General features: G+C 34.5%; 18 protein-coding genes. 3 read left to right on the forward strand and 15 right to left on the reverse strand.

The features are described 5' to 3' along the window. Positions 1–73: 73 nt before the first annotated feature. On the reverse strand, positions 74–1,915 hold the full coding sequence (gene typA / locus KBW87_RS04700) for a translational GTPase TypA (protein WP_004042828.1): 1,842 nt from the start codon (positions 1,913–1,915) through the stop codon (positions 74–76). A gap of 251 nt (positions 1,916–2,166) precedes the next feature. On the opposite strand from typA, the gene def reads away from it, so the two are divergent. The 3 genes from def (at position 2,167) to rnjA (ending at position 4,972) form a co-directional block, all read left to right on the forward strand. Further along, entirely contained in the window at positions 2,167–2,721 is a 555-nt protein-coding gene (def, locus tag KBW87_RS04705; protein ID WP_034975741.1) for a peptide deformylase, read from the forward strand. 340 nt (positions 2,722–3,061) lie between these two features. Beyond that, entirely contained in the window at positions 3,062–3,286 is a 225-nt protein-coding gene (locus tag KBW87_RS04710) for a DNA-dependent RNA polymerase subunit epsilon (protein ID WP_004042820.1), read from the forward strand. Positions 3,287–3,292: 6 nt separating this feature from the next. Then, the gene (gene rnjA / locus KBW87_RS04715) at positions 3,293–4,972 is read left to right on the forward strand and encodes a ribonuclease J1 (RefSeq protein WP_057809708.1); all 1,680 of its coding nucleotides are present in this window, start codon (positions 3,293–3,295) and stop codon (positions 4,970–4,972) included. Between the two features lie 51 nt (positions 4,973–5,023). On the opposite strand, the gene KBW87_RS04720 is transcribed toward rnjA, so the two are convergent. The 14 genes from KBW87_RS04720 to ileS form a co-directional block, all read right to left on the reverse strand. Further along, positions 5,024–5,392 (reverse strand): DUF1828 domain-containing protein, encoded by a 369-nt coding sequence (locus KBW87_RS04720; protein WP_057809706.1) that lies wholly within the window; start codon positions 5,390–5,392, stop codon positions 5,024–5,026. Positions 5,393–5,577: 185 nt separating this feature from the next. Next, positions 5,578–5,784, reverse strand: coding sequence for a hypothetical protein (locus tag KBW87_RS04725; protein ID WP_057809705.1), 207 nt, complete (start codon positions 5,782–5,784; stop codon positions 5,578–5,580). Between the two features lie 30 nt (positions 5,785–5,814). Next, entirely contained in the window at positions 5,815–5,937 is a 123-nt protein-coding gene (locus tag KBW87_RS04730) for a hypothetical protein (protein WP_255807051.1), read from the reverse strand. 314 nt (positions 5,938–6,251) lie between these two features. Then, entirely contained in the window at positions 6,252–6,878 is a 627-nt protein-coding gene (locus KBW87_RS04735; protein WP_162255591.1) for a TetR/AcrR family transcriptional regulator, read from the reverse strand. Positions 6,879–7,046: 168 nt separating this feature from the next. Beyond that, positions 7,047–9,374 carry an SF1B family DNA helicase RecD2 gene (gene recD2 / locus KBW87_RS04740; RefSeq protein ID WP_057809700.1) on the reverse strand — a complete coding sequence of 776 codons (2,328 nt, stop codon included), beginning with the start codon at positions 9,372–9,374 and terminating at the stop codon, positions 7,047–7,049. Beyond that, entirely contained in the window at positions 9,371–10,015 is a 645-nt protein-coding gene (locus KBW87_RS04745; protein WP_057809699.1) for a tetratricopeptide repeat protein, read from the reverse strand. Before KBW87_RS04745 ends, recD2 begins: the two co-directional genes overlap by 4 nt. Then, on the reverse strand, positions 10,015–10,674 hold the full coding sequence (locus tag KBW87_RS04750; protein ID WP_057809697.1) for a histidine phosphatase family protein: 660 nt from the start codon (positions 10,672–10,674) through the stop codon (positions 10,015–10,017). The genes KBW87_RS04745 and KBW87_RS04750 overlap by 1 nt, the downstream gene beginning before the upstream one ends. A gap of 207 nt (positions 10,675–10,881) precedes the next feature. Further along, on the reverse strand, positions 10,882–12,009 hold the full coding sequence (gene mnmA, locus KBW87_RS04755; protein ID WP_057809695.1) for a tRNA 2-thiouridine(34) synthase MnmA: 1,128 nt from the start codon (positions 12,007–12,009) through the stop codon (positions 10,882–10,884). 4 nt (positions 12,010–12,013) lie between these two features. Further along, a complete protein-coding gene (locus tag KBW87_RS04760; RefSeq protein ID WP_004042853.1) occupies positions 12,014–12,355 on the reverse strand; it encodes a DUF1831 domain-containing protein in 342 nt (113 codons plus the stop codon). Positions 12,356–12,432: 77 nt separating this feature from the next. Next, positions 12,433–13,128, reverse strand: coding sequence for a 5'-methylthioadenosine/adenosylhomocysteine nucleosidase (locus tag KBW87_RS04765; RefSeq protein ID WP_057809693.1), 696 nt, complete (start codon positions 13,126–13,128; stop codon positions 12,433–12,435). A gap of 17 nt (positions 13,129–13,145) precedes the next feature. Next, positions 13,146–13,475 carry a hypothetical protein gene (locus KBW87_RS04770; RefSeq protein WP_004042858.1) on the reverse strand — a complete coding sequence of 110 codons (330 nt, stop codon included), beginning with the start codon at positions 13,473–13,475 and terminating at the stop codon, positions 13,146–13,148. After that, a complete protein-coding gene (locus KBW87_RS04775; protein WP_057809691.1) occupies positions 13,468–14,040 on the reverse strand; it encodes an NUDIX hydrolase in 573 nt (190 codons plus the stop codon). The genes KBW87_RS04770 and KBW87_RS04775 overlap by 8 nt, the downstream gene beginning before the upstream one ends. 14 nt (positions 14,041–14,054) lie before the next feature. Next, a complete protein-coding gene (locus KBW87_RS04780; protein WP_057809688.1) occupies positions 14,055–14,258 on the reverse strand; it encodes a cold-shock protein in 204 nt (67 codons plus the stop codon). Continuing rightward, positions 14,258–17,044: an isoleucine--tRNA ligase gene (ileS, locus tag KBW87_RS04785; RefSeq protein ID WP_057809686.1), complete on the reverse strand. Its 2,787-nt coding sequence runs from the start codon at positions 17,042–17,044 to the stop codon at positions 14,258–14,260. The genes KBW87_RS04780 and ileS overlap by 1 nt, the downstream gene beginning before the upstream one ends. Between the last annotated feature and the right edge of the window lie 37 nt (positions 17,045–17,081).

Raw genomic sequence — 17,081 nt, forward strand, 5'->3', positions numbered from 1 at the left:
TCATTATAAAACTTTTTTAGAAAACAAAAAACTGTCACTTGAATGAAGTGACAGTTTTTAATAAAAGATAAAATTATTGACGGTTACGTCTCTTATCTGCTTTTTGACGTTCTGAAGTATTCAAAATCTTCTTACGAAGACGGATACTTTCTGGAGTTACTTCACAGTATTCATCGTCATTCAAGAATTCAATAGCTTCTTCCAAAGTCATTGTTCTTGGAGTCTTGATTGCAGCAGCGTGGTCCTTACCAGCAGCACGGGTGTTAGTTAAGTTCTTACCTTTAGTTACGTTAACAGCAATATCACGTTCACGACTTGATTGACCAACAATCATACCTTCGTAAACTTCAACACCAGCACCAATGAATAATTCACCACGTTGTTCAACTGATTGAAGTGAGTAAGTAGTTGATTGACCTTGGTTAATTGATACCAAAGCACCGTTTCTACGGCCTGGTTCCCAATTCTTAACTACTGGCTTGTATGAATCAAAAGTATGGTTCATAATTCCGTAACCACCAGTTTGAGACATAAATTCGTTGTTGTAACCAATCAAGCCACGTGATGGAACTAAGAATTCAAGACGAGTTTGACCATTTCCAGTGGCTTCCATGTTTTGCATGGTACCTTTTCTTTGTGAAAGTGAGTCAATAACTGAACCTACGTATTCATCTGGAGTATCGATTTGAACAGCTTCAAATGGTTCACACATGGTTCCGTCAATTTCACGATAAATAACCTTAGGACGTGAAAGTTGTAATTCAAAGCCTTCACGACGTAATTCTTCAACTAAAATTGAAAGGTGAAGTTCACCACGACCTGAAACAGTCCAAGCATTAATTTGATCAGTTGGATCAACCTTCAAAGACACATCAGTACGAGTTTGACGAATTAAACGATCTTCAAGTTTCTTAGGGGTAACTTGATCACCTTCGCGACCAGCAAATGGTGAGTCGTTAGCAACGAAGTCCATTTGAAGAGTAGGTGGATCAATCTTAAGAAGTGGTAATGCTTCTGGATGTTCAGCTGAGGCAATAGTTTCACCGACATAAATATCATTAATACCACTAATAGCAATGATATCGCCAGCTTTAGCTTCTTGAATTTCGTTACGCTTCAAACCGAAGTAACCAAACAACTTAGTAACACGGAAGTTTTGAGTTGAGCCATCACGTTTCATAACAGTAATGTTGTCGCCAACTTTAACGTGACCACGGTAAATACGACCTACCCCAATACGACCTACATAATCGTCCCAATCAAGCATAGTGATTTGGAATTGTAATGGTTCATCAACATTATCAATTGGAGCTGGAATATTCTTGATAACAGTATCAAAAATTGGATCCATGGTTTCTTCTTGCTTTGCAGGATCTGAATCGTATGATGAAGTACCATTCAAAGCTGAAGCATAAACAACTGGGAAATCAAGTTGTTCATCGCTGGCACCAAGTTCAATGAAAAGTTCAAGAACTTCATCTAAAACTTCCTTAGGACGAGCACCTGGTCTATCAATCTTGTTTAAAACAACGATTGGCTTAACACCAGCTTCCAAAGCCTTCTTTAATACGAAACGAGTCTGTGGCATTGGACCTTCATATGCATCAACAAGTAACAAAGCACCATCAACCATGTGCATGATACGTTCAACTTCTCCACCGAAGTCGGCGTGTCCTGGCGTATCCAAAATGTTAATAGTAGTATCCTTGTACTTAACCGCAGTATTCTTAGATAAAATAGTAATACCACGTTCACGTTCAATGGCATTTGAGTCCATTGCACGATCTTCCAAGTTCATGTGCTCTGGCAAAGTATCTGATTGCTTAAGCAATTGGTTAACTAAAGTAGTCTTACCATGGTCAACGTGGGCAATAATAGCAATATTTCTAATATCGTCTCTTCTTTTTTCTGACAAAAGTATTTTCCTCCCCACTCCTCAATAAAAAAACTGTGACCCGGTCACAGTTTCGGTGGCGCGTAAGCCGCTTATCGAAGTGTTTTCTATTTGTTAGTTTCGATCATTGATTTTACCACCTAACTACACATGGGTCAACGTTTTAGGTTCAATTTAAGTTTTCTTTGAAATTAACTTAAAAAACAAGCATCTATTTATAAGTTATGGTAAAAATAATAATGTAGATATTTTTATTAAAGGAGTAATTCATATTGATTTTAATGAAAGACATTACCCGCGATGGTAATCCTGTATTGCGTAAAGTTGCTGAACCACTTACTTTTCCACTAAGTGATCACTACAAAAAATTAGCCGACGACATGATGGAATATTTGATCAATTCTCAAGATCCAAAGATTGCTGAAAAACATCAATTAAGAGCTGGAGTTGGTTTAGCAGCTCCTCAAGTTGGTGAAAGTGTGCAGATGGCCTCTCTTTTAGTTCCAAATGATAAAGGAGAAATCATCTTTAAAGAAACTTTTGTTAATCCAGAAATTATTTCTGAATCAGTACGCCAAGCTTGTCTTAGTGAAGGTGAAGGTTGCCTTAGTGTAGACAAAGTAATTAATGGTTATGTTCCTCGTCCAGATAAGTTAACCATTCACTACTTTACTGTTGACGGTGAAGAGAAGACAATCCGTTTAAAGGATTATCCAGCTATTGTAGCAAGTCACGAAATTGACCACTTAAATGGTCACTTATTCTACGACCGCATTAACAAGCAAAATCCGTTTGACCTAAAAGATGACACTGTAGTAATTTCCTAATAGCGTTATTTTTCTAACTATTTTCTTGTTATTAATATAAACAACAAAAACCATCGGGTGACTAAGCCGATGGTTTTTTACATTGGGAATTAAGAAGATTGAAGAGACTTCTTATATTGAGCAAATGAGTTTTAAAAGCCATTTACTACACTTTTTATATTAGTCCCTCTGTTATTTTATGTCAATGGTATCTGTAATTTTATTGCAAAAAATGTGGCCGAACTTGTGTATGTACTTATCTTTACAAATATGATAAAATATTTATTAGCTGTGGGATATTTTCTAATATCCCCTTTTGAGAACGTTTAAAAAATTAAATAATTTAAGGAGACTACAATATATGATCTACAAAGTTTTGTATCAAAAGGACAAGATTGTTAACCCACGTAGAGAAACTACACAAACTCTTTTCATGGAAGCTGACAACTTAGTCCAAGCTCGTGAGTTAGTTGAAGATAATACCCCCTACAACATTGAACTCATTCAAGAATTAACTGGTAATTCTTTAAAATACGAAAAAGAACACGCTGATTTTAAATTAACGACGTTCGGAGATAAGAAGTAGTTTAGAGTGCGAGTTAAAAATAATGAAGTAGCCGTTTTTGCAATTGGGGGATTGCATGAAATCGGTAAAAATATGTACTGTGTACAATATCAAGATGAAATTGTAATTATGGACTGTGGAATTAAGTTCCCAGAAGATGATTTACTTGGTATTAACTATGTTATTTCAGACTATTCTTACTTGATCAAAAACCGTAAGAAAATTAAAGCATTAGTAGTTAGTCACGGTCACGAAGATCACATTGGTGGGATTCCATTTTTACTTGAAAAAATTCCTGAAATCCCAGTATACGCCACTCCCCTAGCCCTTGCTTTAATCAAAGGTAAGCTAGAAGAACATGGTATTTTAAAGACTACTGAACTCCATGAAGAACATGAAGATACTGTTTTGAAATTTAAAAAGCTCTCTGTTAGCTTCTTCAGAACTACTCACTCAATTCCAGATACTTTAGGAATTGCTGTTCATACACCACTTGGTGCAGTTGTCTTTACGGGAGACTTTAAATTTGATTTGACTCCTGTCATGAATCAACCAGCTCCAGATTTCCAAAAAATGGCACAATTAGGTAAAGAAGGTGTTCTTGCCCTCTTATCTGATTCTACTAATGCGGAAGTTTCGCAATTTACTAAATCAGAGCGGTTTGTAGCTCAATCTATTCATGATATGATAACCGGAATTAAAGGTCGAATTATTTTTGCTACCTTTGCTTCTAACCTATATCGTGTTTCTACAGCTTTACAAGCTGCGATTGATACAGGAAGAAAAGTTGCTATTTTTGGACGAAGCATGGAAAATGGAGTTCAAAATGGTATTGATTTAGGATACCTTGACGTACCCGAAGGACTAATTGTAGACGCAGATGAAATTAACAATATTCCACCTGAAAAAGCAATGATCCTATGTACGGGTTCTCAAGGTGAACCCCTTGCAGCTTTATCTAGAATTGCAAATGGAACTCACCGTCAAATCAGTTTACAACCTAATGATACTGTCATCTTCTCTTCAAATCCAATTCCTGGAAACACCTTAAGTGTAAATCATTTAATTAACAAATTAATGGAAGGTGGAGCTAATGTTATTCACGGTCGTGTTAACAATGTCCACACTTCTGGACACGGTGGACAAGAAGAACTTAAGATGATGGTTCGTTTAGTCAAACCTAAATACATGATCCCAGTTCACGGGGAATATAGAATGCAAGTTGTTCATACTGAGTTAGCACAACAAGCTGGAGTTCCTGCTGATCATACCTTTGTCTTAAGTAATGGTGAAGTTGTATGTTTCAGTCCCGAAGGATCACGAATTGCAGGCCATATCCCTGCTGGCGATGTGTATGTAGACACTTCTGGTACTGCCGATGTTGGAAATGTAGTAGTTCATGATCGACAAATTCTTTCTAAAGAAGGACTAGTAGTTGCAGTCGCTACTGTTGACTATAAACATAAACGTGTATTAGCTGGCCCAGACATTCTTAGTCGTGGATTTGTATATATGCGCGAGTCTACTGATTTAATTAGTCAAGCTCAAAAGCATGTATACCACGTTCTCAGAAATGAAATGGCTAAGTCTGATCGACCAAAAGATAGCGAGATTAAAAGAGCTATCATTGAAAATCTTTCTGATTTCTTGTATTCAAAGACAGAGAGACGACCAATGATTTTACCAATGATCATTGAAAAGAAATAATCTAAATAAAAAACACCCTTATGATTAAAGATTCTTCATAAGGGTGTTTTTTTAGCCTAAATATGAAATTGCAACCTGTAATTGAGCCAATCGAATAATTGCTTGTGCTAGATTTTCTTTATCTGTAGTCACTGAAATTTCACAAGTATCCTCATCAAAATCAAATCCCGCACCAATTGCTACTTCCATCCCAGTTTGATAAAGTTCTCTATCAGTTTCACCAGGATCTAATTTAAACAATATATGACTATCATCACCAATCTTGTAAAGATTACCATTTTTTTCAACAAAACAGTAAACTGTATCACCATAGGCATCAATTTGAGTGGTGGCAATTGACCAAGTATTATTCGCAACTTGTTCTACTTGAGTATGAGTACTTACCCATTCTCCAATACCATTTTTTATAAAATTATCCATTTTTCTTCCTCTAATAAAAATTATAAAAAAAGACAATCCCCTTTCAGCGTTAGGATTGCCTCATGCTAATCACTATATGTTTTTATAGCTTTATGTGTCAATTTAATGACATTCTTAATATACCATACTTTTTACAAAGTGGTAAAACTTTATTTTTCTTTTATAAAAATAACATATAGAAAATTCTATGCAAAAATAACATCATGTGCCTCACTCAATTTATTTAGTGTGACATCATTTAAAACATAGGTCATATCTAAATTATGAGCATAAAATTCAAGCAAGTCCTCTGCAATATACGTTAAGTTGCTTACTCGATCTAAATTTGGATATTGTAAAACCGTTTCTGCTTTCTTTATTTTTAAAGACCTCGGATGAGGATCATCTTTCATAGATATTCTTAGCCTTTCTATATTTTCTTTTTATTTTTTTGAATGTTTCAATTGATATTTATAAACTAAAGTCAATATTGAAACAAGCATATTTATTCCTGCAAGAGATATACCAATTATTTTTAGAATAAGTAATTTCTTTTCTGTATTCATATATTTGAAAACCTCCATTGCAAAAACTTCTTATATATAGAATACCATCTTTTAGTAATTATTAGCATTTTTTTACTCAGTAAAGGAAAAACTTAATTATTCCATTAATAATTTTCAATTAAAACTTCAATTTCAGAGAGTATTATCATTTTATGAATAAATGGAAGGAAGATTTTCGTGAAACTACTTATTATATCTACTATTACTTTATCTTTAGGAGTTTTAGCAAGTGCCACTACATTAACTAGACGTATGGCTCCTATTCCAGTTAAAAATAAAAGAAAAAATAATAGGCTAAGATAAGCCTATTATTTTTACTTGAATTGATCCTGAATTAATTTGACTGGAGAATTTACGTGAATTTTTCCTATAATTTTACGCATTTCCAAAGGAGAAAGTTTATCTCCATATTGTAATAAATAAGAAATTGTCCAAATAATTGAACTCACATAGTTCTTAATGGCGACTTTAAAAGAGAAATTCTTATTTTCTTTTATTTTTTTATCGCTTCCATAAGTTATGCGTGTTCGAACTAAAAATTCCTTCTCAGTCGCATCATAAATCTTTTTTAGAAAGCCAATATCTCCATTTTCAGATAAAAGTGTTAAAAATGTTGTTCTATTTAGAATCCAATAATCAACAGTTTCACGAAAAGCTATTTCAAAATTTTCTATAATTTCTTCATTAGTTGCTAAATGATCTAACTTTCGTATATCTTTCCGATCAGATTCCATCGCCTTTTTTAAACCTTGAATGAGTTCATCTTCAGTATCATCCAAGACTTCATTTTTATTGGAATAATAATGATAAAACGTACGAGAACTAATTTCTGCTTTAGCAATAACGTCTCTACTATAAATTTCGCGAAAAGGCTTTTCCGCCATACATTTCAGTAAGCCTTGCTGAATCCGATTTTTGGTATTAGTTATGCGAATATCCACTATACCCAGTCCTGCCTTTTTACCTTTAAATATACAAATCATAGCACAATAGATAGACTATTTTAGATATTCAAAGAGATTTTATACACTATATGTCAATAATAAACTCCATGTTTACTATATACATGTATTTGATATAGCGGGGTATCTAACGCTCTCAAGATTTCATTAATTTTTTTCTAGACGAATATTATCCATTCCAATCATTGGATCGATTTCTCCTGAATAGATAAGATCTGGAGTTAAAATATAATCCTCTTGTTTAGTTTCTGTTGGCTCCTTATCTTTATTTAAAGGTTTAACCTGCAACTTCCTGCATAATTTTCTAGTTAAGTCAGTTTTTCGATCATTGCCTGGAGTACTTAGAGCTTTAACATAAGCTTCCGGCTCGCCTAATAAGACTAGATTATTTTCCGCACGAGTTATGGCAGTATATAGTAAATTTCGCTTAAGCATAATAGAATTTTGTTTGGTTAAAGTTAAAATTACTAAAGGAAATTCTGATCCCTGAGACTTATGAATAGTGATCGCATAGGCCCGTGTTAAATCATGCAAGTCATTTTTACTAAAGGTGACTTCTCGATCATCAAATTTTGCCACTAAACATTCTTTAGGATTGTTTTCATTAATACTAATAACTTTTCCAATTTGCCCATTATAGATATCCTTTTCAGGATTATTTTGCAATTGTAAAATACGATCACCAATTCGAAAAATTTCATTATGGGTTTCTATTTTTTTGCTGTTAACTTTAGGAGGATTCATTATTTCTTGAACCACATCATTTAACTTAATTACTCCTCCATTACCATGATACATAGGACTCAAAATTTGAATATCGTCTTTATCAAACCCACGCTTCAAAGCTAACTTTACAATCTGACTAATTGCATCCCCCATTAAATTCGGCTGACAAGAAATAAAGGAATAATTATTCGTTTTCTTAAAAATATTATCTTGATTCTTTCCCTCATTAATATCATGAGCCAGGGTAATGATAGTCGATTCATCTCCTTGACGGTGAATCTGCTTCAACTGCGTAGTAGGAAAAATATTTGAATCGATCAAATCACTAAACACATTTCCTGCACCTACTGAAGGCAATTGATCCTTGTCTCCTACAAATACCACATGGGCAGTAGAATCAATGCTAGCAATCAACTTTTTAAATAAAAACATATCAACCATTGACATTTCATCAACGATTAAGATTTCTCCATTTAAAGTATTTAATTCCTCTTCTCCACTACCATCAATTCCAATCCCTAATAAGCGGTGAATTGTTTTAGCTGCAATACCCGTGATCTCACTCATCCTTTTTGCGGCTCTCCCAGTTGGAGCAGCCAGTAAAAATGGTGGATCTTCACTGAATAAAGCTGACTTAGGGATTTCGGCTAGTATTCTTAAGGCTTTCAAAATTCCATTAACAATAGTGGTTTTACCAGTACCAGGTCCCCCAGTTAAAATTGAAATTGGATTAGTCAAAGCATTTCTAATTGCTAATTTTTGCGTATCATCATAACTAATATTCAACTCTTTTTCAATCTTTTCGATTGCCTTAGTAACTTCTTTTTCAGAATATTTTGATTCTTCTTGGTGTCGATCAATTAATTGTTTCAACAAATTAGCAATTTCATTTTCTGTTTCAAAAATATTTTGTAAAGCTGCGGTATCATCATCTACTACAATCTTATTTTCATGTTGTAAATCATTAATACCAGCAGCAATGGCATCAAAATCGTTACTTCCTAATAGCTCTGCAGCCTTAGCCAATAGCTCTTTAAGATCAACATAAGTATTACCTTCAACAACAAGATTCTCCGTCAAAACTTGGAGAACGGCTCCTCTAATTCGTCGTGGATCATCTAAAGGAATTTCTAAACTCTTCCCTAGTTTATCAGCAGAATTAAAATTATATCCTGATACATTCGCCACTAAAGCATAGGGATTTTCTTCAAGCTTAGCTAAAGTATCACCCTTATAAATCTTATAAAATTGATTTGCTACTTTTTTATTTAAACCATATTGAGCTAACTTCAATACAATTTCTGAATAAGAATCCATAGCTTGAATTCCTTGAAGCAAGCTGTTTTTCTGCTTTTTTGAAAGAGATAATGTATCAATTTTAGCTGGATTATCTTTTAAAACTTCCAGAGCATTTAATCCTAATTCGTCAATAATTACAGTTGCGCTTTTATATCCAATTCCTGGAAATTTATCTGAACTTAAGTATTTAGTAAGACTACTTTCTTCATGAGGCATAACTTGTCGATAACTTTCTACACGAAATTGTAATCCAAACTTATTATGCATTACCAAGTTTCCAGAAAAGTTATAAGTTCCAGAAATTTGAATATCACCAAAATTACCAGTTACACGAATAGTATCTTTAGAATAATCCTTTAACGAACCAATAATTTCAATATCTAAAATCTTAAATAGATTTTCGTTATTTTCAAAAATAATGCTATCTACTTTACCCGTAAATTCACTCATTTACCTTTTTCCTTATCACTGAGCATCTTCATAATTGCTGCATATTGATTTTCAGCTTGTTGATAGTATTTTCTATCCATCTTTTTGGATTTAGCTAAAAACTTTTCAGCCTCTTCTTTATTATGATCAAACAGTGCAATTCCCAACAAAAAATTTATCTTAGCATTCCGCTCATCTTCTGAGATTTGACGATAATTGTCTTCAGCTTGCTTAAAATCACCTAGTCCCATCCAAATATCACCAAGCAATTCTTTTACTCGATTATCTTTATTTTTAATCGATAAAGCATATGCTAAAGCCCTTTGTAATTGACCTAATTTTAAATATACTAAAGCTTTTTGATACAAAGTTAGGTCATCATTAGGGATTTTATCAAGAAGAGTTAAAGCCTTATCAAATTCACCTTGCATATAATAAGCAACGGCTAAGTTATAAGAAAGCTCTTGAGGCTTTTCAACTAAATGTTGAGCTTGCTCCAAGAGTTTTTGAGCTTGATCAAAACTTCCTTGTTCAATTAAATATGTTGACAATTGCAAGTAATTATCAACATTTTTGGGATGTTCATCAATTTTTTCGATTAACTGATGAATAGCTTCATCTGTTTTATCATTTCTATATAAATTATCTATCTTTTTATCCATTATAGTGAATCCGTTTCTGATAATTTTCGACCTAAATAGCTAGTTTCATTCCAAATTACGGGGAAAAATGACTTTCCACCATCTTTTGTTTCCAAAATTGTTAAACTAGTATTACTCAATCCGCCACGTTTACGTACGTCTTTTAAAGGGTATCCTAAAAGGCCTCCCATGATCGCTGATAGAGCAGCACCGTGACTAACGGCTAAAATTTTGTCATCTTCATTAGGAAAACGTTGTGCCATTTCTTGAGCAAAATCTGTCCCTCTTCTGATTACATGCTGATAAGTTTCACCGTGAAGTTCAGTAGGATCATATTTATCTGGATGATTCCAAAAGTTATCAATCTGTTCAGGGAATTTTTTGGCAGCCTCGTCAAACTTCATTCCTTCCATATCTCCTAAATTAAACTCACGTAAGCGTTCATCAATTACTACAGGTAAATTAGCATTCATAGCATCATCAATGCCCTGTGCTGTGTTAAAAGCTCGATTTAAAGGACTAGCAAAAATGCCCCGAAATTGCGTACCTTTTAAATGCTCTCCTAACTTTTTAATATCTTTTAAACTTTGATCTAATAGCGGAGAGTCCCCATGTCCTCCTTGAAAACGACTTGCTAAATTCCACTCAGTTTTTCCATGTCTGACAAAATAAATCTGCATTTTAAAATCTCCATTCCCGAATCATTAAAGAATATTTTAGCAAAATTATACTTATAGGTTAATTATTTATAACGAATTGATCAATTACTTCAAGAACTTGTCACTCATCTAACCTATTTCCTTAACAGTTTGCTTTTAGTTTATCACTTAAACAATAAAAAAAGAGCTGGGATTAAAATTAATCCTAGCTCTTTAAACATTCAATTATTATACTAATTGCAACTTCTTTGCACCTTGGAATGCACAATCAATGTAACCTCCACCGATACACTCTTCGCCATTATATAATACCAAAGCCTGACCTGGAGTAACAGCTCTTGCTGGCTCATCGAAAAATACATCGGCAGTATTCTCAGCAGCATTATACTTTACAGTTACACCAACATCGGCTTGACGGTAACGGAACTTAGCAGTGCAGTGGAATTCTACGTCGTGATCAGGACGACCAGTGAAGAATGACATGTTGCTTGCCTTTAATTCAGTAGCATAAAGAAGCTTACTGTCGTAGCCTTGCTCAACAATTAATTCATTCTTTTTCAGATCCTTACCTACTACAAACCAAGGATCAGTTGATTCCTTAGTTGAACCAAGGCCAAGGCCTTGTCTTTGACCAATCGTGTAGTACATAAGTCCAGCATGCTCACCAACAACCTTACCATCTGGAGTCACCATTTTACCAGACTTAGCAGGCAAAAATTCACTCAAGAACTTTCTGAAATTACGCTCACCAATAAAGCAAATTCCAGTAGAATCCTTCTTAGTGGCAGTAACAAGACCAGCTGCCTTAGCAATTTCGCGCACTTGTGGCTTAGTTAAATTAGCAAGTGGGAAAATAACTCTATCAATTTGATCTTGACTAAGCTGACTCAAGAAATAAGTCTGATCCTTGTTGCCATCCTTTGGACGCATCATATGAGTTACTCCATTTGCATCCTTGACAGTTTTAGCATAATGACCCATAGCAATATAATCAGCATCAAGACTCATAGCAAATTCTAAGAATGACTTAAACTTAATCTGACTATTGCACATTACGTCTGGATTAGGGGTACGGCCCTTTTTGTATTCATCTAAGAAATATTCAAAAACTCGATGCCAGTATTCTTTTTCAAAGTTAATTGAGTAATAAGGAATACCAATTTTATCAGCAACCTTTTTTACATCATCATAATCTTCGGTTGCAGTACAAACGCCAGAATCATCAGTATCATCCCAATTTTTCATGAAGACACCAACAACATCATAGCCTTGTTGTTTTAACAGAAGTGCTGAAACTGAAGAGTCAACCCCTCCACTCATTCCAACAACAACTCTAATCTTACTATTGTCTACCATGCAATCAATCCTTTACAGGAACAAGAATATTGCGCTCTTCGAGATCTTTTAAAATATAATCTAAAAGTTCAACTGTTGGCGCTAATTGCTTGTTCTTAAAAATATTTACTTTTTGCAAACCATTGCGATCAGTAATAACCATCGTTAAATGTGATAAGTCTTTATTGACAGTCATCTTCAATTTAGTTGGTGCATTATATGGGGAATCATTATACAAGGGATGTTCGTAATTATAATTACCTTTTGGAGTTTTTACAAAACCTGCATCAATTAATGCATAAAGCTTGATATCTGGACTTAATGTAAATTTACGATTGTCACCATTAATTACAACTGTATTTGCCATAATTTTCCTCACTTATTTATAATAAGTTACTTTCCTTTTAAAAGCAACTACTTATATTTGGATTGAATATATTGTTATTATTTTAATTCTTCAACATAATTACAAATTAATTTGGCAGCTTTTGCTCCCACTTTTTTTACAAAACTGTCAAAGTCTTCGTCAGCATTTTCATCGCCATTATCAGAAATTGCACGCATAGCAATCAAAGGCTTATTGAAATGGTAAGCAACTTGTGCAAAAGCTGCCCCTTCCATTTCTACGCCTAGGGCATCTGGGAAATTCTTCTTAATTTCTTCTTTTTGCTTACTAGAAGCAATAAAAGAATCCCCAGTAACTACTAACCCTTCACGAAAGTCAATATTTTGATCCTTCAAATATTGAGCAAACTTGTCTCTTTGAGGTGAATTTAATTCAAAGCGTGCTGGCTCTTGTGGGATTTGACCTTCCACATAGTCCCCAGCAGCAGTGTTATGAGCATCATGATAAGTAAAGCTATTGGGTAAAATCAAATCTTCCTTATAGACACTCTCATCCATTGAGCCCGCAGATCCGGTCATGAAGATCAAATCAATATCTTCATTACTTAATAAACTAGATAAATTCATTGCAGCTTGAACTTTACCAATTCCACTCAGACCAAGGTAAATATCATTACCATTAACAGAAAAATGTTCGAAAGCAGTAGTTCCGAACATTTTCTTATCTTCCGAGTTGAAATTATTGCGGTAATAAGCTGCCTCAATTTCCATTGGGACAATAATCGCAATTTTCATAATTTTCCTCGATTCAATTACAAATGAAATAGTGCTAATAACACTAAAATGATCAAAATGAACACTATCAAAATAGCACTATTCAATCTCTTTTTCAAACGCAGACCTTTCTCTTCATTAAACGTTCTTTTTTCTTCTTTCGGGCTAAAAATTGGTTCACCATTACCTTTAAGTGAACGACGCTCTAACTTTTCGTCTGTTTTATCTCGCTTAAATCCAGGTACAACATCTACATTATTATCTTTAGGTTCATTATCATCAACAAAAGCAGATCTCACCTTATCAAAAACAGATTTCTGAGATGATTTGCGTTGCTTCTTTTGATACTCAGATCTTTTTTCAGTCATTTTCTTTCTTAGAAGGAGCTCCAGTTAATAGCATATTTTCCCATAGAGCAATTGCATAAAGCGTTTTTGCATCGACTATTTTCTTTTCAGCAACTAACTTTTTCAATTCTTCTAAGCTATACCAATGAGTAGTTAAAAATTCATCAGAGTCTAACGAACGCTTTTCTTCTAACTTAGTTAAAGTATCACAGTAGAAAAGATACATCTTTTCATCTGTAAAACCTAGAGAAGAATAAAATTCAGTAATTTCTTCCCAATAATCGGCTTGATAACCGCCCTCTTCATTAAGTTCACGCTTCATAGCGTCAAGAGGGGTAGCATCAGTAGAATCAATTAATCCAGCCGGTATTTCTAAAGTTAATTGTTTTATTGGCTCACGCCATTGCTCAACTAAAAGCATTTTTTTATCTTTATTAATAGCAATCACACCAGCTGCTGGGCGATGCTTAATGACTTCTCTAGTAGAAGTTTCACCATTTGGCAACTCAATGGTTCTCACTGATAAATCAACTATCCTACCTTTAAAGATATGTTGCGAAGAAATCTCTGTTTCTTTTAAATCCATAGCGTCCCTCTCTTTTAGGCTAAGTAGACATTAACGCATTGTAAGCCATTCTTTCCTTGCGCTAACTGAAATTCTACTCTTTGACCTACTTCAAGGCGTTTATAACCTTCTTCTTTGATAGCAGTATAAAATACAAAATAGGATTTATGGTTTTGATCATCTTCGATAAAACCATAACTACTCCCTTTATCAAATTGTTTTACAGTTCCCAAACGCATTATTTCTCAAGTCCTTCTTGAACTGCTTCTGGGTAATCCTCTTCAACAATCTCAGCACAACGACCACAAAGCATTGGAAGTTTAGGATCTACTCCAATATCAGTTCTAATCATACGGCAACGTGGACAAACTTCTCCGTCGGCGTGCTTAACAACAATAGCAGCATTCTTCAATTTTTCAGCATCTTCTGGTGCTTCTTCATCAGAAATTGTAAGATCAGAGACAATCAAAATCTGTCTAAAATCAGCATTAAGTTCATCTAGCATTGCTTTAGTTTCTTTATCAGGGTAAATAGTTACGGCAGCTTCAAATGACTTACCAATTAATTTTTGGTTTCTTGCATCTTCAAGAGCCTTCAAAACATCATCACGCAAGCTCATAAACTTAGACCAGTTTTCAAGCAATTCGTCGCTATTTTCGTAGGTTTCAACCTCTGGCATATTAGCAAGTTGAACATATTCTTCATCTTCCTTGAGGAAGCCCCAAATTTCTTCCATAGTATGTGGCAAAATTGGAGTTAAAATTTTAGCCAACTTAACTGCAGCATCATAAATTACAGTTTGCATTGAACGACGAGCATGACTGTTCTTTGCTTCGATGTATAGAACATCCTTGGCAAAGTCTAAGTAAAATGCAGATAAGTCATTAGAAATGAACTTAAAGATCTTCTTATAAACAGTAGTGAAGTCAAACTTATTATAAGCATCCAAACTTTCTTTAATCAAATTATTAAGCTTAACTTCCATGTATTGATCTACTGATCTTAATTCATTATAAGCTACACGATTTTCCTTTGGATCAAAATCACTAGTGTTAGCAAGCATATAACGGAAAGTATTTCTAATTTTACGGTAACTTTCTGATGCTTGCTTCAAGATATCATAAGAAACTGCAACGTCTGAAGTGGTATCAGCTTGAGCTACCCAAAGACGAATAATTTCAGCACCCATCTTCTTGATGACATCATTTGGTGAAATTACATTACCAAGTGACTTAGACATCTTGTGACCCTTATCATCAAGTACGAATCCTTGAGACAAAACTTCTTTATATGGAGCCAGACCAGTAACTGCAACTGAGGTAATCAAACTTGAGTTAAACCAACCACGGTATTGGTCACTACCTTCAAGGTAAAGATCAGCTGGGAAATTGAGACCATCTCTGTATTTCATTACACCAGCCCAAGAAGAACCAGAATCAAACCAAACATCTAAGATATCAGTTTCTTTTCTAAATTTACCATTTGGTGAATGTTCTGACTTAAATCCTTCTGGAAGTAGTTCTTCTGCAGTATGAGTATACCAAGCATTAGAACCTTCTTTTTCAAAGATTTGAGCCACATGTTCGATAGTTTCAGGAGTAACAATTGGAGTATCGTCTTCGGCATAGAAAATTGGAAGTGGTACACCCCATGCACGTTGACGAGAAATTACCCAATCACCACGATCTTTGATCATATTGTAAAGACGAGTTTTACCCCATGAAGGAATAAATTCTGATTTTTCAATTTGATCTAAGATTTGATCTCTAAACTTATCGATTGAAGCAAACCATTGAGTAGTTGCACGGTAAATAACTGGCTTCTTAGTACGCCAATCATGTGGGTAGGAGTGTGTAAAGAAGCTAAGCTTAAGGAGTGCTCCTGCCTTTTCAAGCTTATCAGCCACAACTTTGTTAGCATCGTCATAAAACATACCAACAAGATCTGGATCAGGAACTTCTTCAGTAAATCTACCTTGAGCATCCATTGGACTGAAAACTGGCAAACCATAACGACGACCTACATTGTAGTCATCTTCACCAAAACCAGTAGCATTGTGAACCAAGCCAGTACCATCATCATCAGTAACATAAGTATCATTCATCACAAGACCAGTTACATCATAAAGTGGGTGTTGGTAAGTCATTCTATCAAAGTCAGTACCTTTTAAGGTCTTAAGAACTTTGTAGTCTTTCCAACCTAAATCTTCTGCAACTGCTGCTAAGCGATCTGCTCCAATGACGTATTTTTTACCGTTTACTTCTACTACTGAGTAATCAAACTTAGGATTTACAGTAATTCCGACGTTACTTGGAATTGTCCATGGAGTAGTAGTCCAAATTACCAAAGAAGTATCACTATCTAAAATTCCTTTACCATCTTTAATTGGGAAAGCAACATAAATTCGAGGAGATTTAATATCATGATATTCCACTTCAGCTTCAGCTAAAGTTGATTCACTTGACCATGACCAGTAAACTGGCTTCTTACCCTTGTAAATGTAACCCTTCTTAAACATTTCACCAAAGACGCGAATTTCTTCAGCTTCAAATTCAGGTTGAAGGGTAATATATGGATGCTTCCAATCAGCCATTACGCCAAGACGCTTAAAGTCGGCCATTTGCTTTTGAATTTGTTCTTCCGCAAATTGACGACATAATTCACGATACTTCGCGCGATCCATAGTCTTACGATCTACGCCTTTTTTAGCCAATTGTTGTTCTACTGGAAGGCCGTGAGTATCCCAACCAGGTACGTATGGTGCATAGTAGCCATCCATATTTTTGAAGCGAACAATAATATCTTTAGAGATCTTGTTCAAAGCATGACCCATGTGAATATTACCATTAGCAAATGGAGGGCCATCATGTAAGTCAAAACGAGGTTTACCTTCGTTAAGTTTTAATCTTTGTTCATATAAATCATTGTCTTCCCATTGCTTTTGCCATTCGGCTTCACGAACTGGAAGATTTCCACGCATTTTAAACTTAGTCTTGCCTAAGTTCAATGTATCTTTAATTCTCATTCAACTATTCCTTTCTAAAATAAAAACCTCACCCTAA

It is taken from the genome of Lactobacillus intestinalis, from assembly GCF_024397795.1.
Lineage (GTDB): Bacteria > Bacillota > Bacilli > Lactobacillales > Lactobacillaceae > Lactobacillus > Lactobacillus intestinalis.

Bases quoted from the DNA above. Each gene is read 5' to 3' on its own strand.
- KBW87_RS04710 (WP_004042820.1), top strand. From the start codon at position 3,062: ATGATCTACAAAGTTTTGTATCAAAAGGACAAGATTGTTAACCCACGT.
- KBW87_RS04720 (WP_057809706.1), bottom strand. From the start codon at position 5,392: ATGGATAATTTTATAAAAAATGGTATTGGAGAATGGGTAAGTACTCAT.
- KBW87_RS04725 (WP_057809705.1), bottom strand. From the start codon at position 5,784: ATGAAAGATGATCCTCATCCGAGGTCTTTAAAAATAAAGAAAGCAGAA.
- KBW87_RS04730 (WP_255807051.1), bottom strand. From the start codon at position 5,937: ATGAATACAGAAAAGAAATTACTTATTCTAAAAATAATTGGTATATCT.
- recD2 (WP_057809700.1), bottom strand. From the start codon at position 9,374: ATGAGTGAATTTACGGGTAAAGTAGATAGCATTATTTTTGAAAATAAC.
- KBW87_RS04745 (WP_057809699.1), bottom strand. From the start codon at position 10,015: ATGGATAAAAAGATAGATAATTTATATAGAAATGATAAAACAGATGAA.
- KBW87_RS04750 (WP_057809697.1), bottom strand. From the start codon at position 10,674: ATGCAGATTTATTTTGTCAGACATGGAAAAACTGAGTGGAATTTAGCA.
- mnmA (WP_057809695.1), bottom strand. From the start codon at position 12,009: ATGGTAGACAATAGTAAGATTAGAGTTGTTGTTGGAATGAGTGGAGGG.
- KBW87_RS04760 (WP_004042853.1), bottom strand. From the start codon at position 12,355: ATGGCAAATACAGTTGTAATTAATGGTGACAATCGTAAATTTACATTA.
- KBW87_RS04765 (WP_057809693.1), bottom strand. From the start codon at position 13,128: ATGAAAATTGCGATTATTGTCCCAATGGAAATTGAGGCAGCTTATTAC.
- KBW87_RS04770 (WP_004042858.1), bottom strand. From the start codon at position 13,475: ATGACTGAAAAAAGATCTGAGTATCAAAAGAAGCAACGCAAATCATCT.
- KBW87_RS04775 (WP_057809691.1), bottom strand. From the start codon at position 14,040: ATGGATTTAAAAGAAACAGAGATTTCTTCGCAACATATCTTTAAAGGT.
- KBW87_RS04780 (WP_057809688.1), bottom strand. From the start codon at position 14,258: ATGCGTTTGGGAACTGTAAAACAATTTGATAAAGGGAGTAGTTATGGT.
- ileS (WP_057809686.1), bottom strand. From the start codon at position 17,044: ATGAGAATTAAAGATACATTGAACTTAGGCAAGACTAAGTTTAAAATG.